The following is a 24,377-nucleotide window of genomic DNA, read 5'->3' as shown; positions in this document are numbered from 1 at the left end:
CTCCTCATTTCACTTCGCGCAGGTGGAACAGCCGGTGCTTGTCGATCGCCGTCTCGAAGCCGTCCGGCACGACGAAGGTCGTGGCGTCCGATTCGATGATCGCGGGACCGCGCACGCGGTTGCCCGGCTGGAGCGACTCCATCTTCCAGACAGTCGCGTCGATCCATTGCTTGTGGCGGTAGAAGGGACGGGAGCCGATACGGGCGGCTGCGGGCGGGATAGGGCCGACCTCCTCATCCTCCGGCAGCGACGGCTTCGGGGTCGTGACCAGACCGCGCATCATGGCCCCGGTGATGCTGAAGCCCAGCTCCGGCGAGCGTGCCGAACTGGCGTAGACGCGGGCATAGGTGTCCTCGAAGGCGCCGACGATGCGGTCCCAGTCGTCGGCCGTGCCCGCGTTGCCGACCGGCGAGTCGATCTCCAGGTCGTTGAGCTGCCCCATGTACTGCATGCGGTAACCGGGACGCAGGATGACGTCCTCGGGCTTGAAGCCGTTGATGACGAATTCCTCGACGACCTTTTGGGCCAATTCGCTCCAGGCGGTTTGAAGCGTTGTGCAGGCGGCGACCTTGCCCGCATCGTCCGCGAACTGCGGTAGGGCGACGTCCACGCTCTTGTCGTAGCGGTACTCGAAATCGGCACAGGCGCAGCCGAAGGCCGAGAAGCCCGCCGCCCAGGCGGGCACGATGACGTCCTTGAAGCCGACGCCCTCGGTGTAGCCGTAGGTATGCACCGGTCCCGCCCCGCCGTAGGAAAAACAGACGAAGTCGGTCGCGCTGTAGCCCTTGGCGCTGATATTGGCGCGCAGATACTCGCGCAGTTGCAGGTCGAGCAGCTCGATGACCCCGGCCGCCGCGTCCTCCACCGAGAGGCCCAGCGGACCGGCGATCTGTGCCTGGATGTGGTCGCGTGCGCGCTGGACGTCGAGCTGGATGGCGCCGCCAAGGAAGTTCTCCGGGTTCAGGTAGCCCAGCACCACGTGGCAGTCGGTGACCGAGACGGTGTCGAGCCTGCTGTCGGGCCAGCAGGTGCCGACACGATAGCCGGCACTGTCCGGACCGAGCTTGATGGCGCCGCTGTAGGGGTCCAGGCGTACGAAGCTGCCGGCGCCCGCGCCGACCGAGTCCATGGCCACCAAGGGCAGCGAGAGCACCAGCCGGGCCATGTCCGGATCGGAGGCGATGGCGAAATTGCCCTTGGTGATGAGCGCCATGTCGAACGAGGTGCCGCCGATGTCGGAGCAGGCGATGTTCTCGTAACCGAGGGCCTCGCCCAGCAGCTTGGAACCGATGACGCCGCCAATGGGGCCAGACACGATGGTGCGCGCCAGCTCCTTCGCCTTCCAGCTGATGGTGCCGCCGTGCGTCGCCATCACCCGCAGATCGAACTTGGCGCCGTGCTTGTGGAAGCGCTCGCTGACCTTCTTCAGCGTCTGGCGCGAAGGCTCGGCGGCATAGGCCTCCAAGATGGTGGTGTTCATCCGGTGGCTCTCCTTGCGCTGCGGATAGTAGTCCACCGAGGCGAACACCGGGATGTCCGCTCCCAGGCGCGCCAGCTCCTCGCGGCACAGGTCGCGGGCACGCAGCTCGCTCGCCTCGTTCTTGTGGGATTGCAGGAAACAGATGGCGATGGCCTTGGCGCCGGCCTCCACCAGCTCGCGGGTCGCCTGGCGGACCTCGTCCTCGCGTAAGGGGATGACGATCTCGCCTTGAACGTCGGTGCGCTCCGTCACCCCGCGCGTCCGCGACAGCGGCACCAGCGGCTCGTCATAGCGGTGGGTGTTGAGATGGATGCGGTCTTCCAGCGCGTAGCCGAGATAGCTCTGGATCGCCCGTCCCATCGAGTGGACCTGCTCGAATCCGCGATTGACGATCAGGCCGACCTCGAGCCCCTTGCGCTGAACCACCCGGTTCAGCATCGCCGTACCGGAATAGACGCAGGTCACCAGCTCCGGGTAGACCGCATCGACATCCCGGTCCCAGTGTGCGAGCGCGTCTTGGGACGATTCCAGGATTGCGAAGGACTCGTCTCCCGGATTGCTTTGCGCCTTGCCGACGACGAAGCGTCCGTCGCCGCGTACGAAGAAGGTGTCGGTCATCGTGCCCCCGGCATCGATGCCCATCACCTCGACTCTATGGTTGGGTGCTTGCACTCTGGTTCCTCCTCGAATGTTGTCGTTGCGGACTGTTCTGGGCGTCCGCTGTATGCAGGCTGCGCGTGGCGCCGTGCATGTCGTTCTTTAACAAACGCCATGCCAGACGTGCTTTTTCTGTCCAACACGCTGAAAAATAATTGCTTTTAGTCTTTCGTGGCTGGCCGATCGAGGGTGCGGGCGTCCGGCGATCGGACGTTCGCGTCCGCAGCATGGAGCGGACCCGGACGTCGTCTGTGGCCGGTCCGAACGTGCGATCTTCGGGGCAGGGTGGTGAGGGCTCGGTTCAGATCGGCCAAGGGAGGGGGAGGCGACCCTCGGCGAGCCGACGGTCTCGAACTGTCTGTAGCGCACTGGAGATTTCGAGACGATGGCCCATCTTGGGAATGACCGTCCGCTCGTTACGCGGTCTTCAGCCGACAGCGATCGCCCGTTGGGATCGGTATGGAATGCCGGTTATGGCATAACATTAGGTTGGCGAGCGTTTTATGGGGTGGGCATGGAGGTGCCTGGAGGTCCGTGGTCCCTGATAATCGACACGCCGATATCGGACGCCGTTTACCGGGTCCTGTGTCCGATGCGTTTGGCGCGCGCCGGCGAGTCGAAGAATCGGCTGCAATTCACATCATGCGCTGTCTGCGGATTCGCGGCGTGCGGTCTGAATCTTTTGAGATTCCTCAGTGCTGGGGGGCGATGATCTTGGACACTTCGCGGGGCCAGACGGTTCTCGTGGTTGATGACGAGCCGGCGAACATCGACCTACTCGTCAACATCCTGAAGGGCGGTTACGTCGTGAAGGCGGCAACACGGGGAGAGAAGGCCCTTGAGATCGCACGATCGGGCAGGCCGCCCGATCTCATCCTGCTCGACATCACGATGCCTGGGATGGATGGCTACGAGGTCTGTCGTCTGCTCAAGGATGACTTCACCACGCGGCATATTCCAGTCATCTTCGTCACCGCCCGAATCGGATCCGATGACGAGATCCATGGGTTCGATCTCGGTGCGGTCGACTACATCAGCAAGCCGATCAGTCCCCCCATCGTCCTTGCGCGTGTGCGCGCACAGCTCGCGCTGTACGATCAGAACCGGGTCCTCGAACAACGGGTAAGAGAGCGCACCGCTCAACTTCACGAGACGCGTCTGCGCATCATTCGCCAGCTTGGGCGGGCCGCAGAGTACAAGGACAACGAGACCGGGCTGCACGTAGTCCGCATGAGCCACTATTCGTACATCCTGGGCGCCGCCATTGGTATGGGTGAGAGACAGTCCGACCTGCTGCTGAACGCCGCCCCCATGCACGATATCGGCAAGATCGGCATCCCGGACAGTATCCTGCAGAAGCGGGGCAAACTGACCGCCGAGGAGTGGGTGATCATGCGTCGTCACTGCCGGATGGGTGTAGAGATCCTCGGCGATTCTGGCGGCTCGGAGCTCCTCGAAATGGCGCGTGTCGTCGCCTTGACCCATCATGAGAAATGGGACGGCTCAGGCTATCCGGCCGGACTGGCCGGAGAGGACATTCCACGCGTAGGACGCATCGTCGCGATTGCCGACGTCTTCGATGCACTGACCTCCGTGCGTCCCTACAAGGCGGCTTGGTCGGTCGAGGAGTCGATCGATCAGTTGGGGCGCGACTCCGGAAGACATTTCGATCCAGCGCTGGTCGCACGCTTCTTCGATGTCATGCCCGAGATCCTTGCCATCAAAGAGCAGTACGCCGAACAGGACTGATCCGTTCCGTCGTTCGGTTTCAAGCACTTGGGCGCTTGAACATGTCGGGCCATGCTTGGCGCTAACGGAAAACGTTATGAATTGGCGTTTTCCTCTCCATCGATCGACTTCTCCAATCGAGTCAAGGCCGCCAAGGCCGCCTCGAAGTCATACTTCTCGATCGCGTCCACGACCGATCGTAGATGCTCCGAATGCAGGGTTTCGGATAGGAGGGGATTCAGGGCGTCGATCAGCTCGGCGGCATCCGTGTCGTTGTCCTTCACAAGGGTCTGCAGCCTTGCGAGGAGGGGGGCAAGCGCGGCGCGATCGATGCTCCGCGATCCATCTTTGATAGAGGGAGCGAGGCTTGCGAGCCCAGCCAGCACTGGGGTCAGGGCGGCGAGTGTGTCGGTGAACCGTCGGTCGATAGTCTCGACATCTTGGCTGTTCGCGCAGGCGAACTCCAATGCGTGTGCCGCCACCTGGACGTCGTGGGCCCCGATCGTCTCGGCGAGACCCTTGAGGGTTTGCGCTAGCAGGGTGGCGCCCTCGGTATCGTTCGTTTGGCGCGCCCGCTCGAACTGCTCCGCGAAACCCTGCTGCTGCTCATAGAACCGGACCAGAAGCTGGCGGTAGAGTGCCGCTCGCTCTTGGGTATGCGCGAGACCGGCGGTTGGATCGATCCCCGGCAGATCCGGGATATCGAACCTGCGGATCGGTTGTGCCTCAGGGGAGACTGCGAGCGGGCGTGCGGGCACGATCCATTTGGCTAAGGTGGCAAAGAGCGTTGGTACATCGATGGGCTTGGCGATCTGGTCGTTCATTCCTGCGGCGATCGCCCGCTCACGCTCGCCGGTCATGACGTTGGCGGTGATCGCCAAGATCGGCAAGTCCCTGAAACGCGGTTGCGCGCGTATCGCGCGGGTCGCGGTATAGCCGTCCATGACCGGCATCTGAAGGTCCATCAGCACGCCGTCAAAGGGTTCTCGGTCGAGCCAATCAAGCGCCTCTTCACCGTTGTCGGCGATCTCCACGGAGAGACCATTGCTGCACAGCAGCGCCTGCACCAGCTCCTGATTGACGTCGTTATCCTCGACGATCAGTACCTTGGCTCCGCTCAGCTTGGCTAGGTCGTCAGCCGTGGCTATCCGGTTCCGAGCGGAGGGGCGCTCGCTGATTGCGGTACTTCTAAGGGACTGCATGATGGCGTCGAGCAAGCTCGATGGCGTGACGGGCTTGGTCAGAAAGCCACTGATGCCGACGTCCTTGGCGGCGTTCATCGCCTCCTCCCGTCCGTAGGCGGTGACCATGATCAGGGTCGGTAGCGGACCCGTGTCCGTGCTTTCGAGGATGGCGCGCGCAGTGGCGATACCGTCGATCCTGGGCATCTTCCAGTCGAGCAGAACGAGACCGTAGGGATCGTCTCCGGCCGCGCGCAAACACTCCAAGGCCGCCTCTCCGCTGTCGGCCTCGTCCACCTGTGGACCAATGGCCTTCAACATGGTGGAGAGGGTATGACGGGCCGTAGCATTGTCGTCGACGACGAGTACCCGCAGCGCCGCGAGTGCGTCCGCGCCCTTCTGCGGCAGGTGCGCCGCAGCCCGGTGTTTGCCGAGCTGCACCGTGAAATGGAAGGTGCTGCCGACCCCGTGCGTGCTCTCGACCCAGATTTCACCGCCCATGCGCTCGGTCAGATGCTTGGAGATGGACAGTCCCAGCCCGGTGCCGCCGAATTGACGGGTGGTCGAAGTGTCCGCTTGGCTGAAGGCGCGAAACAAGGAGCGCTGTTGCTCGGGGGGCAGGCCAATGCCGGTGTCTCGAACGAAAAAATGCAGCCGGCATTGGCTCGCATCCTGTTCGAGCACCTCGGCCCCGATGACGATCTCGCCGTGCTGGGTGAATTTGACCGCATTGTTGCCGAGGTTGATCAGAATCTGTCCCAGACGCAACGGATCGCCGATCAGGGCGAGGGGTAAGTCTTGCGGCAGGTCGAAGACGAGCTCGAGACCTTTCTCATCGGCCTTGAGGCCGACGACCGTGGCCAGTGTGCCGAGGATGTCCTCCAGGTTGAAATCGATGCGCTCGATGGCGAGCTTGCCGGCCTCGATCTTGGAGACGTCGAGGATATCGTTGATGATGCCCAGCAGCGCGTCGGCCGAGTGGCTCACCTTCTCGATATAGTTGCGCTGTTTGCGGTCGAGTTTGGTCTGCAAGGCCAGATGGGTCATGCCGATGATGGCGTTCATCGGTGTGCGGATCTCATGGCTCATGTTGGCCAGGAACTCCGACTTGGCCCGGTTGCCGGCCTCCGCCTCGCTCTTGGCGGCCTGGAGCACCTGCTCGATGCGTTTGCGTTCGGCGATCTCGGCCTGGAGCTCGGTGGTGCGCTCGGCAACGCGATTTTCGAGCCCTGCGTTCAGGGCCTGAATTTCTGTCTCCGCGCGTTTTTGCTCGGTGACATCTTGGCCGGTCGCGAGCAGACCGATCACGTCCCCGCTGGGTCCTGCAAGCGCCTTGTCGTGCCACTCGATCAGTCGCTCCTCACCGTCACGCGTCAGGATGGTGCTCAGCGCGCCGCAGGTGGACGAGCCGCGCAGCGCAGCGCCGAACCGGTTGCGGATGGGATCGCGCTCGCGTTCCGGCAAAAGCGTTTCGAACCAGGAACGTCCCTTCAACTCGGCCAGCCTATAACCGCACAACGCTTCCATGTAGTGATTGAAGCGAACGATCCGTCCCTCTGGGTCGAGCAAGACGACGATGGCTTGCATGGTGTCGATCAGGGTGTTGGAGAGATCTCGCTCCTCGATCAGTGCCTCCCGATCGCGGCGGGCCTCGGTGATGTCGCGTGCGATGCCGAGCACGCCGATGATCTGCCCTTCTGCGTCATACATCGGGGTCTTGATCGTTTCGACCAGCTCTTCGTGACCGTCGTCGGCGAAGGTCAGTCGCTCCTCGTTCACGCAGGGGCGGCCGGCCACCATCGCCTTGAGGTCGTTGGCGCGGAAGAAGTCCGCTTGCTCATCGGACATGAAATCGTGGTCGGTGCGGCCCAGGATCTGCCCCTCCTCGACCCCGAACAAACGCTCGACCCGATGATTGCAGGCGAGGAAGACGCCGTCCGGGCTCTTGAGCCACACCAGATCAGGAATGGCGTGGATCAGGGTGGACAGAAAACCCCGCTCTTTCGACAGGGCATCGCTCAGGCGCTTCTGCTCGGTGATATTGTTGCCGATGGCGAGGATCTCCCGCACCCTGCCATCGTCGTCGCGGATGGCATAGTTGGTCCACATCATCCACAGGCGGCGTCCATTCCGGCACAGATTTTCGGTCAGGTTATTGGCGAAGTCATTGGGACGGGCAACGACGTTCTGAAATAGAGGCTGATGATCGTCGTCTTGAGCGGTTTGCTCAGGCAGCAGGCTATCGACTGGCCGACCGAGGATCTCGTCTTCACTCCAACCGAAGAGCCGCTGTGCGCAGGGATTGATGAAGAGGATTCGTCCGTCGCGTTCCACGCGCAGGATTGCACTATTGGCTTGTTCCACCAGTTCGCGATAGCGCTGCTCGCTTTGGCGCAGCGCGGCTTCTGTCCCTCGATTCGCTTCGAGCGCCTGCTTGGCCTGTCTCAAGGCGGCGGCGACGCGGTGCTGGCCGGTGAGCAGTACTCGCACCAGGAGTGCCATCATGGCGCTGCCGATACAGCCCGCGAGTGCAATGAGGAGCGTCTGGCGGCTGTCCAGGCGCGACTCATACTGCGGGGTCGAGGCCATTTCCAGCAGCCAGGAGTGTCCACCGAAACGGATCTCTCGTGTCGACCGGAAGCCTGGTTGGCGGTCGGTTCCCGTCTGTGCCGGGCTTAGGCTGAACAGCTTGGCGGCATCTGCAGGCTCGGTCCCGTCATAGAGGGTCAGCCGCAAGACGGATCGCATCTCCGAGAACTGGACCGCACCCATCACATTGGTCAGGAGATCGTTCAGGCGCAGGAGCGAGAAGATCCAACCCTGCACATGCTTCCGCCGCTCAGACAGGGTTTCGTGCGGCATCCCAATGCGATAGACCGGCATGAGCAGGAGCGCGCTGGTCTGGGCGTTGGGCTCCTTTTCATGCTCCAGCTCGACTGGTCCCGAAAGCATTGCCGCGCCCGCGTCGCGCGCCTGCTCGGCGGCCGCCCAGAGTGCCGGATCGAGCGACATGTCGAACCCCAAGGCCCGCTGGTGGGGCTTGGAGAACGGCTCGATGTAGATCACCGAGGTATAGAACGTGCGTCCCTCCGGCGATCGAATCCTGTAGTCGGGATATCCCTCGCGACGGATGGCTGCCACATGCGCCGCCTTCTGGTCGGCAGGGACGAGCAGCGAAAACCCGATGTCATGGATGCCCAGGTGGCGCTCTCCGAGCCGCAGGGCGGTGATGTAATCGTGGAACTCTTGACGGTTCACATCGACCGACGCCGCGAAGAGTCCGGCCGCACCGCGCAAAATCTGGACATCGCGCGCGAGGCGCGACTCGATGCTGTCGGCGACCTTGGTGACCCAGAACTGGAAATCGGCCTCCAGGGCCTGGGCGGTCTCCTGACGCACGTGCTGCCAGGACAGGTAGGTGAGGGCCAAGCCTGCCGCCAGCACGAGCCATGGCAGGATCTGCGCATGAGACTTTGCGGTCAGGGCTGAAGTGCGTGGCATAGGCATTGCGCGGCGCTCGCAGTCGACTCTTCTCAGGGCGTCCATCCTAACGTCGCAGATGGGGTGAGGCTGAAAGAGGCGTCATTCCTACGTCTCCCTCGTCCCCGAACCACATCGCATCGTCGCCAAGGTGGACGCGCTCATATCCCTGTGCGACCGCCTCGAAGTCAGAGCTTAGCCGCCGTTTGCTGGATGCGCTGCTGCACGAGGCGTCGGCGTCGGCGGCTATGGCGGGCGATTCGATCGAACCTGCCGCCGCCCTCGCGAGCTGAGCCGCATCCGACCCTCGTCGCCTCGCCAATCCCCGCTGGTCAACTGCAGATCGATCTCGGAGCGGTCGCAGCGCCAGTTGGTGCGGTCGCTTTTGGACGGCGGACCTCGATCCGGCGCCGTCTAGTATGCCTCTAACGCTTTGAGTCGCGCCGCAGTGAAATGCCGGCGATGAGGACGGCGAGGGTGACGACGGCGACGATCAGTGTGGCGAGTGCGTTGATCTGGGGTGAGACGCCCATGCGCACGCTGGAATAGACCACCATGGGTAGAGTCGTCGATCCGGGGCCTGAGACGAAGCTGGCGATGACCAGATCGTCGAGCGAGAGGGTGAAGGCCAGTAGCCAGCCTGAGAACAGTGCAGGGGCGATGAGTGGCAGGGTGATGCGCGTATAGACGCCGAGCGGGCGGGCGCCCAGGTCCATCGCTGCTTCCTCCAGGGATCGATCCATTTGGGCGAGTCGCGAACGCACGACGACGGCGACATAGGCGGTGCTGAAGGTGATGTGGGCGATGGTGATGGTGGTGAATCCGCGCCCGTCGGGCCAGCCGATGGTGTGCTGCATGGCGACGAACAGCAGCAATAGCGAGAGTCCGATGATGACGTCGGGCATCACCAGCGGAGCGGTCAGGAGCAGCTCGAATCCGGAGCGCCCCCGGAAACGGCCATGTCTGACCAGTGCGTTGGCGGCGAGCGTGCCCAGCACGATAGCGACCGAGGCGTTGGTTGCGGCGACGCGAACGCTGAGCCAGGCCGCATCGAGCAACTGATGGTTGTGCATCAGTTCGCCATACCACTTGAACGAGAATCCGGACCAGACGGTGACGAGTCGCGACTCGTTGAAGGAGTAGAGGATCAGCAGCAGGATCGGCACGTAGAGGAAGGCGTAGCCGAATGCGAGGATGCCGAGCAGGGGCCAGGAGCGGCGCTTCATGTCTGGTTCTCGTCCATGTTCTGTTGCAGGCGTTGCATGAGCACGAATGGAACCACCAGGGTTCCGAGCAGCACGATCGCGAGCGCCGAGGCGAGCGGCCAGTCCTTGTTGGAGAAGAACTCGGTCCAGAGCAGTTTGCCGACCATGAGGCTGCCGGGGCTGCCGAGCAGGTCCGGGATCACGAACTCGCCGACCACCGGGATGAAGACCAGCATGCTGCCGGCGATGATACCGGCCATGGACAGCGGTAGCGTCACCCGCAGGAAGGCGCGCAGTGGGCGGCATCCGAGGTCGGCGGCGGCCTCCAGCAGGGTCGGATCGAGCCGGGTGAGGTTGGCGTAGAGCGGCAGGATCATGAACGGCAGATAGGAATAGACGACGCCGATGTAGACGGCTGTCTGGGTGTGCAGGATCTGTAGCGGTTCGTCGATGACGCCGAGCCAGAGCAGAAAATGATTCAGCAAGCCATTGGTGTTGAGGATGCCGATCCAGGCATAGACCCGGATCAGGAACGAGGTCCAGAAGGGCAGGATGATGAGCATCAGCAAGGGTGTCCGGCGCCGTTCCGGTGCGGTGGCGATGGCATAGGCCATGGGGTAGCCGAGCAGCAGACAGATCAGGGTGCAGACGAAGGCGACCCAGAGCGAGTTCAGGAAGGCGGCGAGATAGATTTCGTCTTCCCAGATGAGCATGAAGTTCTGCAGGTTGATCTGAATCTGCAGCAGGCCATCCTCGACCCATTCCCAGAGCTGGGTATAGGGCGGCTGTGCGAGCGCCGGCTCGGCCACGCTGATCTGCAGCACGATGACGAAGGGCAGCAGGAAGAAGAGTCCCAGCCAGAGGTAGGGAATGCCGATGTTGACCAGGCGGCTCAGGCGGCTGGTGTGCGGCCCGTGGGTGTGCGGGGGCTGACTCATGCGATTGGATCGATCAGGGGAGTCATTCGGAGAGCACCACGCCGCTGGTGGGCGACCATTCGATGGCGACCTCCTGTTCCCAGGTCAGTGCCTGCTCGGTGCGCGGCTGGATGTTGGTGAGTGTCATCTCGACCAATTTTCCTTCGCCGACACGGATGCGGTAGATGGAGACGTCGCCGAGATAGGCGATGTCTTCCACGATCCCCTTGATCTGATTGACGCCGTTCGGATCGTAGGCCGGGCAGAGCCGCATCTTTTCGGGTCGGATGGCGACCGTCACCGGTGTGCCGAGCGGATGCGGTTGGTAGCTGCGCATGCGGATGGTGAATCCCGCTGCGGCCTCGACCAGAATCTCGTTGCCCTCGCTGGCCATCACCTTGCCTTCGAAGAGGTTCACCGAACCGATGAACTCGGCCACGAAGCGGCAGGTCGGGAACTCGTAGATCGCCGTCGGGGTGTCGACCTGCATGATCTGCCCGGCCTCCATGACCGCGATCCGGGTCGACATGGTCATGGCCTCTTCCTGATCGTGGGTGACGGTCACGAAGGTGGTGCCGAGCCGCTCTTGCAGATTGACCAGTTCGAACTGGGTGTTCTCGCGCAGACGTTTGTCCAGTGCGCCGAGCGGTTCGTCGAGCAGCAGGAGCTTGGGGTGCTTGGCCAGACTGCGCGCCAGCGCGACACGTTGGCGCTGACCGCCCGAGATCTGGTTCGGACGACGCTTGCGCAAATCCGTGATTTTGAGCAGATCCAGCATCTCGGCGATCCGTTCCGTGCGCTCCTTGCGCGGCAGGCGATCCTGTTTGAGGCCGAACTCGATGTTCTGTTCCACGCTCATGTGCGGAAAGAGCGCGTAGGACTGGAACATCATATTGACCGGGCGCGAGTAGGGCGGCACCCGGGTCACATCCACCCCATCGATATAGATCTTGCCTGCAGTCGGGTATTCGAGCCCGGCAAGCAGTCTCAGTAGGGTCGATTTGCCGCAGCCCGAGCTTCCGAGCAGGGAGAAAAACTCGCCCTTGAAGATGTTGAGGTTGATGTCATCGACCGCGTAGACATCGCCGAACTGCTTGGTGAGGCGCTCGATACGGACATAGGGTGCGGCTTTGGGATCCTGCCAGGGTTCGAGCAGGCGCCGTTCTGGGGTTGCGGCCATGGATAGCGTCTTGACCTGTGTTCAGCGATTGGCCTTGAGCCGGGTCCAGAGCCGGTTCAGGGCGCGCATGTCGCGGTCGTTGCGCTCAGTGAGCACGAACAGGTGCACCTTCACGTCGGACGAAGGATAGATGCCCGGATCCTCACGCAGTTTGGCGTCGACCAAGGGGGTCGCGGCCAGGTTCGGGTTGGCGTAGAAGACATAGTCTGAGATCTTGGCGATCACTTTGGGGTCGAGCAGATAGGCGATGAAGGCGTGCGCTCCGGCCGGATTGGGGGCGTCCTTCGGGATTGCCATCACGTCCGTCCAGAGTACCGCGCCCTCACGCGGAATTCGGTAGCCGACCTCGACACCCTTGCCGGCCTCCTCGGCGCGTTCCTTGGCCTGGAGTACGTCGCCGGAGTAGCCATGGGCTACGCACAGATCGCCATTGGCGAGGTCGGTGATGTACTGGGACGAATGGAAATAGCGAATATAGGGGTGCGCGCCCTTGATCAACTCGGCTGCAGCGGCGAGGTCGTCCTTGGCGAGGCTGTTTGGATCCTTGCCTAGATAGGCGAGCGCGGCCGCAAAGACCTCGGTGGCGTCGTCGAGCAGGGCGATGCCGCAGCCGGCGAGCTTGGATGCCTTGTCCGGGTCGAAGATGAGCCCCCAGGTATCCATTGGGGCGTCCTCGCCCAGCGCGGCCTTGACCTTCTTCAGATTCACCCCGAGTCCGGTGGTGCCCCACATATAGGGAACCAGATAGGCGTGTCCCGGATCGATGCCCTCCAGGCTTTTCATGATGTCCGGGTCAATCTGGTCCAGTCCGGGCAATTTTGATCTGTCGAGCGGCTGGTACAGTCCCGCCTTGATATGACGCGCAGCGAAGGGTCGGGCCGTGGGGAAGATGAGATCGTAACCGCTGCTGCCTGCGAAGAGCTTGGCTTCCAATACCTCATTGGAGTCGTAGACGTCCAGCACCGGGCGGATATGGGTCTGCGACTCGAAGTCGGAGAGCGTGTCCTCGGCGAAATAGTCGCTCCAGTTATAGAGATGAACCTGTTCTTCGGCGTGGGCGAAGAGGGGGGCGGCCAGGATGGACAATGCGAGAGGCAGGAGGTGGTGGCGCAGTGACAGGCTTCGCAACGTTTTGAATCCCCGTAATGTTTGGATGAATCGATCGCCGATGGCTCGATGGGCGCGCGTTTTATCAAGCTCGCGTGCGCGCAATGCTAGCTCAAGTCGAGTGTCGCGCGCATGACAAGATGAAGACAGGCGCGCGTCGTCGGACGTGCGCTGTGTGAGAGAGGGTTGGCGGGATGGGGAGGAGGTGGAAGGTTTTGGGGCTGTCTATGTCCTTGCGCCGGTTGCGTGGCTTCTAAGCCATCTCGGGTGGCGTCATGGATGTGCCGCCGCGCCAGCGCCCGATCCCGACGAGGCCCAGCAGGCTGGAGGTAAAGAGCCAGAAGGCTGCGGGCAGGGGCACTGAGGTTGCTGAGGCCATGATGTCTCCCCGGCTATAGACCATGTCTTCGAGATAATAGGTCTCCTGAGTCTCATTGTTGGCGCCGTAATAGCTGGCAAATTTCACTGCGCTGAATTTCTGGTCCGAGATGACCCCCCAGAATTCGCCTTTCAGATAAGGGATCTCGTGAGACGCGATCTCCAGACCTGCCGCGTCCAGAAGTGTGATCTCGATATGTGAGCCGTGACCGGCGGGTCTCAGATCCCAATTGCCTCCGATTCCATAGCTGCCGCCGAAGATCTCGAAGGTTGTGGTGAGCTTGGCGTACTGGCCCCTTGGTTTGGCGACGAGATCTTTCCAGACGCCATCGTCATCTCCGGCCCCAATCTCCGGCTCGTAGACGCCGCCCGCGCTCGTGCTGTAACTCAGCTCGTGGTTGAGTGTGGAGTCGTCGAAGTTCTCGGTGTTGAAGGCATGGGTCAGGTTGAGGATCTTGGTCTCCCATGTGGCCTTGTCGGTGACGACGATGGTGGCCGCTGACGCAGTGTTCGCCCAAGTGAGTGCGGCCAGGAGTGGCAAGGCGATCGAAAAAAATCTGCTGCTCATGATTCCGGTCTCTGTCTGCTTGGGTTGGCCAAACCTGGTGGGCGTCGTTTCACCGTGTTGTGTGATTCAAGGTGTAGTCGCGTCCACGTCGATTGCATTGAATCTGCCTCTGGCGAGGTTCAATCTGGTCGCCGTGGGTTCAGGTTGGCAGACGGGAATTATTTAAGCAGAATTCGAGCCAATGCCCTCAAGTCAGGCCCCAAGCGGTTTTCATTCGGCGAATCCCGCTGCTCGCGGTGTTTGTCCGGGCGTTTCCGTCGCAATCCTGTTACAAGGCTTGACGGTGATGCGGAATTTGTACATCCGTTCGCAGCGCCATGGGCTTGGAGGCCACTCCCGTCGCTCCCATTAAGTGTAGGACGCAAAGCGCCAATAGGGACTGGCGGCCACGAGAACATGACGAGGACAGAGAACTTGGCAGATCGCTCTCCGCCGAAAGAGGGGCAGACCTATCGTATCGGCGCTGTTTCCAGGCTCACCGGCATTCCTGCCGATACCCTGCGGGTCTGGGAACGTCGTTACCATGTCACGACGCCGATCCGTTCGGATTCGGGAACCCGGCTCTACGATTCGGCAGATGTCGGACGCCTCACGCTCATCAAGCGACTCGTCGATCGAGGGGATGCGATCAGCAGCGTCGCCAATCTCTCACTCGACGCCCTGCGCGAGCGACTGCGCAGCGCGGATCTCATTGATCGTTCGCCAGTCGCGCGCACGCGGCCCTGGCGATTGCTCGTGTCCGGTCCCTATCTGGCCGATCGCCTCCGGGTCGAGGCAAGCGGGGCGGCGGATTTCGAATGTCTTGGCTTTCTGAGTTCGCGCGAGGGCATCTTCTCCTTCGATCGCGATCCGGCTCCGGATGTTCTGGTCTTGGAGTACCCGGGGATTCATGCCGATCAGGTCGGCGAGGTTCACCGTTTGCTGGCGCGCTCCGGTGCCACCCATTGCGTGTTGGTCTATGGGTTCGCGGGGCAGGGCGTGTTGGAACAGCTGGTCTCGGATCGGCTGGTTGCGCGGCGTTCGCCGATTGGCATGGCCGACCTTCGGCGTTGCTGTCAGGCCTTTAGACCCGTCGCTCCTCCTCCGTCCGATCCGCTCGAACGTCTTGGTGTCGACCTTGCGCGCCCAGCCCCAGGACCGAAGTTCAGTGCGTCGGAACTCGCAGCGATCGCAAGCGCGCGTCCGAGCCCCTGCGACTGCCATCGTCATTTGGTCGATCTCATCTCCGCGCTCTATGCCTTCGAGTCCTACAGTCGAGAGTGTGCGATCCGCGAAGGCGCGGCTAGCGCCGCGCAGGCGCTCGTTCAGGCGTGTGCGGCTCAGGCCCGTGCGCTTCTGGAGGAGGGGCTTTCGCGTTCACTGGACCTGTCCGAGGGCGATCACTGCGATGTCGACACGACTGATTCGGCGGAATGATGGCGATTTCGTGGTGCGAAAAGGCGCGATGACCAAGAAAAGACTCAACGGGATGGCGACTTGGCGCTAAAATACTGACCTTCCAGTCGGCTCCATGCCGTCTGTCCCGCTCATCAACGACCCCCCTCGGATTCGACGTATGATTTCGCTCCTGGACTATGGCGCAGGCAATGTCCGCAGTCTGCGCAATGCCATACAGGCCCTCGGGTTCTCCATTACCGACATCGAAAAACCCTCGGATATTCTCAAAGCCGAGCGCTTGATCTTTCCGGGTGTCGGAGCCTTCGGCGCTGCCATGGAGCGTTTGCATCGGCTCGGATATGTCGAGCCGCTGAAGGAATATCTCGCCGCCGATCGTCCCTTTCTTGGGATCTGCATCGGGTTGCAGAGTCTGTTCGAGGGCAGCGAGGAGTGCCCAGGCGTGGAAGGGCTCGGTTTGATTCCCGGCCAGATTCGCCGTTTCGACGCCACTCGTCTGTCGGTGCCGCACATGGGCTGGAACAACGTGCGAGTCGAGCGGCCGTCTCCGCTCTTCGCCGGCTATGCCGGAGAAAAGCTCTATTTCGTCCACTCCTATCGGGCCGAGCCGAGCCCGGAGAATGCCGATTGGCGGCTCGCGACGACCGACTATGGCACGCCCTTCCTGAGTGCGGTCCAGCGCGGACAGGTTGCCGCCGTTCAGTTCCACCCGGAGAAGAGCGGGGCGGCCGGCTTGCGTCTGCTGCGTCACTTCCTTGCCGGGGACGAGGCGGCCTCCATGAGTGATGCCGGGGTCGCGGGCGCCGACACCCGTTTTGCCAAGCGCGTCATCGCCTGTCTGGACGTGCGGACCAACGATGCCGGCGACCTGGTGGTGACCAAGGGCGACCAATACGATGTGCGCGAGGCCGGCGAGGTTCGCAACCTGGGCAAGCCGGTCGAGCTGGCGCAACGCTACTTCGAGGAGGGGGCGGACGAGGTCACCTTCCTCAACATCACCGCCTTTCGCGACTTCCCGCTCGCCGACCAGCCGATGCTGGAGGTGCTGCGACGGACCTCCGAGCGGGTGTTCGTGCCACTGACCATCGGCGGCGGCATCCGCTCCTTCACCGACGCCAACGGGGTCAGCTATTCCGCCCTGGATGTCGCCGACGAGTATTTCCGCTCCGGCGCGGACAAGATTTCGATCGGTTCCGACGCCGTCTACACGGTCGAGCGCTATCTTGAGCGCGGTGGCGCGAAGGACGGTTCCAGCGCGATCGAGCAGATCTCCGAGGTCTACGGCGCCCAGGCGGTGGTGATCTCGATCGACCCGCGCCGGGTCTATGTGGAAACGCCCGAGGCGACGCGCCATTTCACGGTTGAGACCGCGACGCCCGGTCCGAATGGCGAGCGCTATTGCTGGTTCCAGTGCACCGTCAAAGGCGGTCGCGAGGGACGCGACGTCGATGCGGTCGAGCTGGCGAAGGCCTGTCAGGATCTAGGTGCGGGCGAGATCTTGCTCAATTCGATCGACCGCGATGGAACCGGGGCCGGGTTCGATCACGAACTGATCGGAGCGGTCAGCGCGGCGGTGAGCATCCCGGTGATCGCCTCCAGTGGTGCCGGTTGCGTCGAGCATTTTGCCGAGGTCTTCGCGGCGACCGATGTCGAGGCCGCGCTGGCCGCCGGTATCTTCCATCGCCGCGAGGTGCCGATCGAAGCCGTCAAATCCTATCTGCGCGAGCAGGGAATCGAGATCCGGGCCTGACCGGCCTGATTATGCCAAGACGGGTCGTCACCGCTGCCCTAGGCGCATTGCTCTGCGCGTTGGTCGGCTGTGCCATGGTCGGTGCGCCGATCGGCGACTCCTCCCAAGTCGGTGGGTCAGCGCTGGAGGGGATGTCTCGCGAGAATCTGATCTCGGCGGTTGCTGCCTGTCATCTTCTGCGCGTGGGGCAGACCAATGAGGTGGCGGCGACGGATGCCGCCGTTCTCGTCGCCGTCGACCGTTATCGAATCCCGATCGATGTCGTGGTCGAGCGCGCCAACGCCTTGCTTCTCGAATACCAGTCCCGCGCGCCAGAGCTGATCGCGATCGCGAACGATGCCTGTCAGCAGCTATCGGAGGTGACTGGCGTGGTCTCGGGATTGGTGCGTTTCGAGCCCGACGGCGAGTTGCGGACCTCGTGGTTGAGGGTCGATGACGCGGAAATCCTGCCGGGCTTTGCCAAGCGGACGATCGTCGAGCTGCGGCGGCGGCGTGCGATCGGATTGGTGATCAACAGTCCCGGCGGCTCGGTCTATGAGGCGCGCACGCTGGGGCGCTATTTGCGCGCGAACGGCTTGCGAACCGCCGTCGATCGGATCTGCGTCTCGGCCTGCGTCGACGTCCTCGCCGGTGGGGTCGAGCGCTATGTCACCCAGAATGCCAAACTCGGCATCCATCAGAGCAAGGTGCCGAGCCGTTATAGCAGTCACGAGGGCGGGCAGCGCTATGTTGCCGACTCCTTCCTCTATCTGCGCGAGATGGGCATCGATCCGGACGTGGCCATCGCGGCGGCGTCCGTTCCCAACGACAAGATTCTCATCATTCCGCTATCCGACGCCTTGGCGACCGGTTTGGTCACGGGCGTGGTCGAGGGCTTCGATTAGCGGCCCGGTCCAGCGGATAGCCCGTCCTGTTTCGATCCCCGTGATGATCTGGGGGTCTGTCTAATGCCATGCGATGAATCATTTTGAATTTCCAATGCTTATGATTAACATAATTGGCCATATTAATGCATAATAATTTCGTAAACTCCCGCCGGTTTCTCTAACGGCATATTTTCGTAATCTTCTCCTTGAGCGATTCCTGATCGCGGCTATCAGGGGTCCTGTTGCTCGGTGAGCGGGACTTTCGAGCCTCGGTGCCGCACTCTCCTGATCGCCCTTCGCCGGATTTAGCAGTTTATGGCAACCATCCTAACTGCCGTTGGTTTCATGGCCGCGCTCGGCCTGATTCTCGCCTCGATGTTAGTCGTAGCGAACAAGCGGCTTTACGTTTATGAAGATCCTCGGATCGACCAGGTCGAAGACCTGCTTCCCAAGGCCAATTGCGGCGCCTGCGGGACGGCTGGCTGCCGCCCCTTTGCCGAAATGCTGGTCAATGGCGAGGTCGAGCCGGGCAAATGCACCGCCAACTCCAAGTCGATGAACCAGATCATCGCCGATTTCCTCGGCGTGGATGTGGGTGGCGGCGAGCAACGGGTGGCCCGTTTGGCCTGTGCCGGTGGCGGCAACGTGGCCTATGTGCGCGCAACCTATAGCGGCATTCCGTCCTGTCGGGCTGCGGCGCTGGTGTCGGGCGGCGGGCGTGGCTGCTCCTGGGGCTGCCTGGGTTTCGGCGATTGCGAGCAGGTTTGCGATTTCGGTGCCATCTATATGAATCCCCAGGGGATTCCAGTGGTGATCGAGGATAAATGCACCGCCTGTGGCGATTGCGTGACCGTCTGCCCCAAGGATCTCTTCAGTCTGCATTTGGCGAGCCATCGTTTGTGGGTGGCCTGCAAGAACCTCGAGTTCGGCGACCAGGCCGAGCACCACTGTGAGGTGGCTTGCACGGCGTGCGGCCGCTGTGCCCAGGATTCTCCCGAAGGCTTGATTCGGATCGAAGACAATCTCGCCATCATCGATTACGCCAAGAACGACATCGCTTCCAAGGTCGCGATCGAGCGATGTCCCACAGGGGCCATTCTCTGGCTGCAGCAGGACGGCACTGTGGTCAAGGGTCGAGATGCCCGCAAGGTGGTTCGCAAAGGTGCGCTACCGGTGGCGTGAGGAGCGCCCCGCGACTGCGCTAGGGCGGACCGGGATCCCGCAGTGAGCGGTGGGAGGCGGTCCGCCCAGGTTCGATTCCCGGAATTGCCAGGCATGCGGTGATGAACCGCCCGCATGCGGGTGTCCGGAGCAGCTTGAATCCGTGGTCTGGCGCTGGCACGAGCGCACCGGACCGCAACCTAAGAATAATGACCCCTTGTGCGCGGCCTTGGCCTTTTTCGGCTTTGGTTCGGCGTCGTGGCGGTTCAACACTGAGAGAAGGCCAATGTTCGGAAAGAAAGACGAAAAGCAGTTCAAGTATCCTGGCACCCGTATGGCGATGGACGGCAACACCGCCGTCGTCATGTGTGAGCGCGAGGCGTCCGACGCCGCTGGCGCCTATCCGATCACGCCGTCCACCCAGATGGGCGAATACTGGGCCGAGGAGGTCGCCAGCGGCCATCTCAACGTGTCTGGCAACCCACTGATCTTCGTTGAGCCCGAATCCGAGCATGCCGCTGCGGCCGTGACCGCCGGCATGTCCATGACCGGCCTGCGCGCGACCAACTTCTCCTCCGCGCAGGGCGTGGCCTTCATGCACGAGTCGCTCTATGCCGCAGTCGGCAAGCGTCTGCCCTACGTGCTCAACATCGGCTCGCGCGCCATTACCAAGGCGAGCCTCAACGTCCACTGTGCGCACGACGACTATCACTGTATCGACGATACCGGCTTCTTCCAGGTCTTCGGTAAGAGCGCCCAGGAGGCGGCCGACCTCAACCTGATCGCCCGCAAGATCGCCGAGCTGACCCTGACGCCTGCCGCCGTGGGTCAGGACGGGTTTCTCACCACGCACCTGATCGAGCCCCTGATGGTTCCCGAGCGTGCGCTGATCGAGGCGTTCCTCGGCCGCCCGGACGATGTCATCGAGTGTCCCACCCCCGCTCAGCGTTTGGTCTACGGTCCGACCCGTCGTCGCGTTCCCCTGGTCTGGGATGTCGATAGCCCCTTCACCTCCGGTACCGTGCAGAACCAGGACGCCTACATGCAGGCGGTCGCCGGTCAGCGCCCCTATTTCTTCGATCACATCGAACAGATCGCCGATCAGGTCATGGACGAGTTCTATGAACTCACCGGCCGTCGCTACCATCGCGCGACCCCCTATCGTTGCGAAGATGCCGACTATCTCCTCATCGGTCAGGGCAGCATGGTGACCCAGGCCGAGGCGGTCGCCGACTATCTGCGCGAGAGTCGTGGCCTGAAGGTCGGCGTGGTCAACATGACCATGTTCCGCCCCTTCCCGGGCGATGCCATCGCCCGTTTGCTGCAGGGCAAGAAGGGCGTGGCCATCCTGGAGCGCACCGACCAGCCGCTGGCCGAGGATCTGCCGATCATGCGCGAGACGCGCGCGGCACTGACCAAGTGTCTGGAAAACGGCATGATCTCCAAGAACGAGGAGATGCCGTATCCGCTCTATCCGACCTACAAGTCGGGCGACATGCCGCGTCTCTATTCCGGTTGTTACGGTCTGGGCTCGCGCGATCTGCAGCCCGAGGGGCTGATCGCGGCGGTCGAAAACATGCTGCCCGAGGCCAAGCGCCGCAAGTTCTTCTACCTCTCCGTCGATTTCATGCGCGCGGCCGCAGATCCGAAGGACGAGATCCGGATTCAGGCGCTCAAGGACGCCTATCCGAACATCGGCGACATGGCGCTGCGCGGTAGCGAAAACCCGAATCTGTTGCCCAAGGGCGCCGTGACCGTGCGTATGCACTCGGTCGGTGGCTGGGGTGCCGTGACCACCGGCAAGAACCTGGCCATGACCCTCTATGACCTGCTCGGCTACGACATCCGCGCCAATCCCAAGTACGGTTCGGAGAAGAAGGGTCAGCCGACCACCTACTTCCTCTCGGCCGCGCCCGAGCCGATCCGACTCAACTGCGAGTACACCTACGTCGACGTGGTGCTGAGCCCGGACCCGAACGTCTTCACCCATTCCGATCCGCTCTCCGGTCTGGATCGCGGCGGCAGCTTCGTCATCCAGTCGAGCCTCGACAATCCCGAGCAGGTGTGGGCCAGCTTCCCGCCGGCGGCGCGCAAGTTCATCGTCGAGCGCGAGATCCGCGTCTTCTACATCGACGGCTTCAAGATCGCTCGTGAGGAGGCGTCCAATCCGGAACTCCAGTTCCGCATGCAGGGCAACGCCTTCCAGGGCGCCTTCTTCGCCGCCTCTCCGCTGATGGAGCGTTCCGGTCTGGACGAGAAGGGGCTGTTCGCCTCCATCGAGGAGCAGCTGCGCTCCAAGTTCGGCGGCAAGGGCGAGCGCGTGGTGCAGGACAACCTGCGTATCGTGCGTCGCGGCTTCGACGAGATCTTCGAGATCACCGACAAGCCGCTGGTCTCCGGCCAGTTCTTGGCCCGCAAGGAACCGGGTCTGCCGATCATGCTCAAGACCCTGCCCGAGGGCGACGGTGGCGTCTCCGACGTGCATCGTTTCTGGGAGCAGACGGGTTCCTTCTATGCCAGCGGTCGCGGTAGCGACAATCTGACCGATCCGCACATGGCGCTGTCGCTGATGCCTGCCTCCACCGGCGTCTACCGCGACATGACCCAGATCCGCTTCGCCTATCCCAAGTTCGTCCCGGAGAACTGTACCGCGTGCGGCAGCTGTTTCTCCGTCTGTCCGGACAGCGCGCTGCCGGGTCTGGTCAACAAGATCTCCGACGTTTTCGCCACGGCCATCGCCCGTGTCGAGCGCGGTATGCCGACCCAGTATCTGCGTCGCGAGACCCGCACTGTCGAGAAGCGTCTGCGCGCGCTGATCGAGGCCGCCGGCGAGACCGCCGACATGCGTGCGCTCATGGACCAGGCTGTGCTGGAGACCCTGGCCGCCTTTAGCGGCGAGCCGGAGCAGAAGGAGGCCGCAGAGAAGGAATTCGGTCTCATGATGCAGGCCCTGGCCGACTATCAGTTCGCCATCACCAAGCCCTACTGGACCAACCGTGAGAAGAAGCAGAAGGGCAGCGGCGGACTCTTCAGCATCACCGTCAATCCCTACACCTGTAAGGGCTGTATGGAGTGTATCGAGGTCTGTAACGACGGCGCCCTGATCGACGAGCCCCAGACCGAGGACCGCATCAAGGAGATGCAGGCGCGTTGGGGCATGTGGCTCGATCTGCCGACCACCGATCCCGACTTCATCCGTATCGACGACCTGGACGACAAGGTCGGCGCGCTGGAGACCTTGCTGCTCGACAAGAAGAACTATCAGTCGATGGTCTCGGGCGATGGCTCCTGCATGGGCTGCGGCGAGAAGACCGCGCTGCATCTCTTCACCTCCACGGTGACCGCCCTGATGCAGCCGCGCGTCAAGCGCCATCTGGCCGAGATCGACGACCTCATCAATCGTTTGGAGACCCATATCCGGCTCAAGCTGGCCTCGAGCATGGATCTGAGCGATACCTCGGCGATCGGCAAGGCGCTGGATTCGCACAAGGACAACGATCTCATGTTGTCCGATCTGTCCGCCGAGCTGGAGGATCGTCGCGCCCAGCCGGTCGACCCAGACTGGCTCAAGTGGGTCACCGCGCTGCTCGGTAAGCTGCGTCATCTCAAGTCGCAGTACACCGCCGCTCAGCCGCGTGCCGAGATGGGTATCGTCAACTCCACCGGCTGTAGCTCGGTGTGGGGTGCGACCTTCCCCTACAACCCCTATCCCTTCCCCTGGTCCAACAACCTGTTCCAGGATGCCCCCTCCATGGCGCTGGGTCTGTTCGAGGGCCACATGCGCAAGATGGGCGAGGGCTTCAAGGCGATTCGTCAGGCGCGTCAGGAGCTGGACGGTACGTTCAACGCGGCCAATCCTGCGTCCAATCTGACCTATTTCGGCTGGAAGGACTTCTCCGACGAGGAATGGAAGTTGTGTCCGCCCGTGGTCGCGATCGGCGGTGACGGCGCCATGTACGACATCGGCTTCCAGAATCTCTCGCGTGCCCTCATGTCGGGCCACCCGGTCAAGATCCTGGTGCTGGATACCCAGGCCTACTCCAACACCGGCGGTCAGTCCTGTACCTCGGGCTTCATCGGTCAGGTCGCCGACATGGCACCCTACGGCAAGCAGTGGAAGGGCAAGACCGAGGTGCGTAAGGAGATGGGCCTGATCGGCATGGCGCACCGCACCAGCTTCGTGCTGAACAGCTCGGCGTCGCACCTGACCCATCTGCTGGAAGGCTACATCGACGGCCTGAACTCGCGTCGTCCGGCGCTGTTCAACGTCTACACCTCCTGCCAGCCCGAGCATGGCATCGGCGACGACATGTCCAACAAGCATGCCCGTATGGCGGTGGAGTCGCGCGCCTATCCGCTGTTCCGCTTCGACCCGGACGCCGGAACGAGCTTCGAGGAGTGCTGCTCGATCGAGGGCAATCCCAACGTCGATCAGGACTGGATCTCCTGGTCGCTGAAATACATCAACGAGAAGGGCGAGCCGGCCGAGATGGAGGTCCCCTTCACCTTCGTCGACTTCGCCATGAGCGAGGGCCGCTTCCGCAAGCACTTCCGCAAGGCGCCGCCCGAGACCTGGAATGACTCCATGGTGCGCATGGACGAGTTCCTGAATCTGGACGACTCCGATCGCGACGGGCTCTATCCCTATATCTGGGCGGTCGATGCCAAGAATCGTCTGATGCGGGTGCTGGTGTCCCAGGAGCTGGTGTTGAGCTGCGAGGAGCGTCGTCACTTCTGGACCCAGATTCGCGGCATCTGCGGCGAGCTCAACAAGGTCGACGTCGAGGCGGTCCGCAACCAGGCCAAGGCCGAGATGGCGCAGAAGCTCACCAGCAGTCTGTTGGCGATGGCGGTCGGTGAGGGCAATGGACTCGCCGGTCTGGTCGGCGCGGCGCCCGTCAACGGCGGTGGTCACAACGGTAATGGTGCTGCCCATGCCGGGGCCAATGGTTCCGGCAACAATGGCGCCGGTGCCGACGCGGATCCGGTGTGGGTCGAGACGCCCGAATGCACCGCCTGTGACGAGTGCATCACAATCAATCCGAAGATCTTCAAGTACAACACCGACAAGAAGGTCGAGATCCTCGACCCCAAGGGCGGTCCCTTCAAGGATATCGTCAAGGCTGCGGAGAAGTGCGGTGCGAACTGCATCCATCCCGGAATGCCATGGAATCCGGCTGAGACCGGCTTGGACAAGCTGATCAAGCGCGCTGAGAAGTTCCAGTAAGACGTTCGCGTCGCGATCCGGATTCGGCCTCGGTCGGATCCGGGTTTCTCAGCAGAGTTTTAACCAACGTCGGCACTCCAACGATGCAAGATCACAT

Annotated in this window: 13 protein-coding genes; 6 read left to right on the top strand and 7 right to left on the bottom strand. The window is 62.6% G+C overall.

The window, feature by feature from the left end:
- Positions 1–4 precede the first annotated feature (4 nt).
- The gene (locus tag THIDRDRAFT_RS09840; protein ID WP_007040688.1) at positions 5–2,152 is read right to left on the bottom strand and encodes a hydantoinase/oxoprolinase family protein; all 2,148 of its coding nucleotides are present in this window, start codon (positions 2,150–2,152) and stop codon (positions 5–7) included.
- Between the two features lie 693 nt (positions 2,153–2,845).
- On the opposite strand from THIDRDRAFT_RS09840, the gene THIDRDRAFT_RS09835 reads away from it, so the two are divergent.
- A complete protein-coding gene (locus THIDRDRAFT_RS09835; RefSeq protein ID WP_007040687.1) occupies positions 2,846–3,886 on the top strand; it encodes an HD-GYP domain-containing protein in 1,041 nt (346 codons plus the stop codon).
- A 74-nt stretch (positions 3,887–3,960) separates the two neighbouring features.
- Here THIDRDRAFT_RS09835 and THIDRDRAFT_RS09830 read toward each other — a convergent pair whose 3' ends face one another.
- From THIDRDRAFT_RS09830 to THIDRDRAFT_RS09805, 6 genes are all read right to left on the bottom strand, one after another.
- Positions 3,961–8,547, bottom strand: a complete 4,587-nt coding sequence (locus tag THIDRDRAFT_RS09830) for a PAS domain S-box protein (RefSeq protein WP_050984685.1) — start codon at positions 8,545–8,547, stop codon at positions 3,961–3,963.
- 404 nt (positions 8,548–8,951) lie between these two features.
- The gene (locus THIDRDRAFT_RS09825) at positions 8,952–9,752 is read right to left on the bottom strand and encodes an ABC transporter permease subunit (RefSeq protein ID WP_007040685.1); all 801 of its coding nucleotides are present in this window, start codon (positions 9,750–9,752) and stop codon (positions 8,952–8,954) included.
- Positions 9,749–10,669: an ABC transporter permease subunit gene (locus THIDRDRAFT_RS09820; RefSeq protein WP_007040684.1), complete on the bottom strand. Its 921-nt coding sequence runs from the start codon at positions 10,667–10,669 to the stop codon at positions 9,749–9,751. The genes THIDRDRAFT_RS09825 and THIDRDRAFT_RS09820 overlap by 4 nt, the downstream gene beginning before the upstream one ends.
- Before the next feature lie 22 nt (positions 10,670–10,691).
- On the bottom strand, positions 10,692–11,828 hold the full coding sequence (locus THIDRDRAFT_RS09815; RefSeq protein ID WP_007040683.1) for an ABC transporter ATP-binding protein: 1,137 nt from the start codon (positions 11,826–11,828) through the stop codon (positions 10,692–10,694).
- 21 nt (positions 11,829–11,849) lie between these two features.
- Positions 11,850–12,956 (bottom strand): polyamine ABC transporter substrate-binding protein, encoded by a 1,107-nt coding sequence (locus tag THIDRDRAFT_RS09810; protein ID WP_050984686.1) that lies wholly within the window; start codon positions 12,954–12,956, stop codon positions 11,850–11,852.
- A gap of 232 nt (positions 12,957–13,188) precedes the next feature.
- Positions 13,189–13,881 (bottom strand): hypothetical protein, encoded by a 693-nt coding sequence (locus tag THIDRDRAFT_RS09805; protein ID WP_007040681.1) that lies wholly within the window; start codon positions 13,879–13,881, stop codon positions 13,189–13,191.
- 414 nt (positions 13,882–14,295) lie between these two features.
- Between THIDRDRAFT_RS09805 and THIDRDRAFT_RS09800 the strand changes: the two genes are divergently transcribed.
- The 5 genes from THIDRDRAFT_RS09800 to THIDRDRAFT_RS09780 all read left to right on the top strand — a co-directional run bounded on the left by THIDRDRAFT_RS09800 (position 14,296) and on the right by THIDRDRAFT_RS09780 (position 24,280).
- Positions 14,296–15,297 (top strand): MerR family transcriptional regulator, encoded by a 1,002-nt coding sequence (locus THIDRDRAFT_RS09800; protein ID WP_007040680.1) that lies wholly within the window; start codon positions 14,296–14,298, stop codon positions 15,295–15,297.
- A gap of 139 nt (positions 15,298–15,436) precedes the next feature.
- The gene (locus THIDRDRAFT_RS09795) at positions 15,437–17,026 is read left to right on the top strand and encodes an imidazole glycerol phosphate synthase HisHF (RefSeq protein WP_007040679.1); all 1,590 of its coding nucleotides are present in this window, start codon (positions 15,437–15,439) and stop codon (positions 17,024–17,026) included.
- An 11-nt stretch (positions 17,027–17,037) separates the two neighbouring features.
- Entirely contained in the window at positions 17,038–17,910 is an 873-nt protein-coding gene (locus THIDRDRAFT_RS09790; protein ID WP_007040678.1) for a COG3904 family protein, read from the top strand.
- A gap of 297 nt (positions 17,911–18,207) precedes the next feature.
- Positions 18,208–19,074 (top strand): RnfABCDGE type electron transport complex subunit B, encoded by an 867-nt coding sequence (locus THIDRDRAFT_RS09785; protein WP_007040677.1) that lies wholly within the window; start codon positions 18,208–18,210, stop codon positions 19,072–19,074.
- Between the two features lie 265 nt (positions 19,075–19,339).
- Positions 19,340–24,280, top strand: a complete 4,941-nt coding sequence (locus THIDRDRAFT_RS09780) for a 2-oxoacid:acceptor oxidoreductase family protein (RefSeq protein ID WP_007040676.1) — start codon at positions 19,340–19,342, stop codon at positions 24,278–24,280.
- Positions 24,281–24,377 lie beyond the last annotated feature (97 nt).

It is taken from the genome of Thiorhodococcus drewsii AZ1 (assembly GCF_000224065.1).
Lineage (GTDB): Bacteria > Pseudomonadota > Gammaproteobacteria > Chromatiales > Chromatiaceae > Imhoffiella > Imhoffiella drewsii.
The sequence above is the reverse complement of the archived record's forward strand: the minus strand, read 5'-3'. Positions and strand labels throughout refer to the sequence as shown.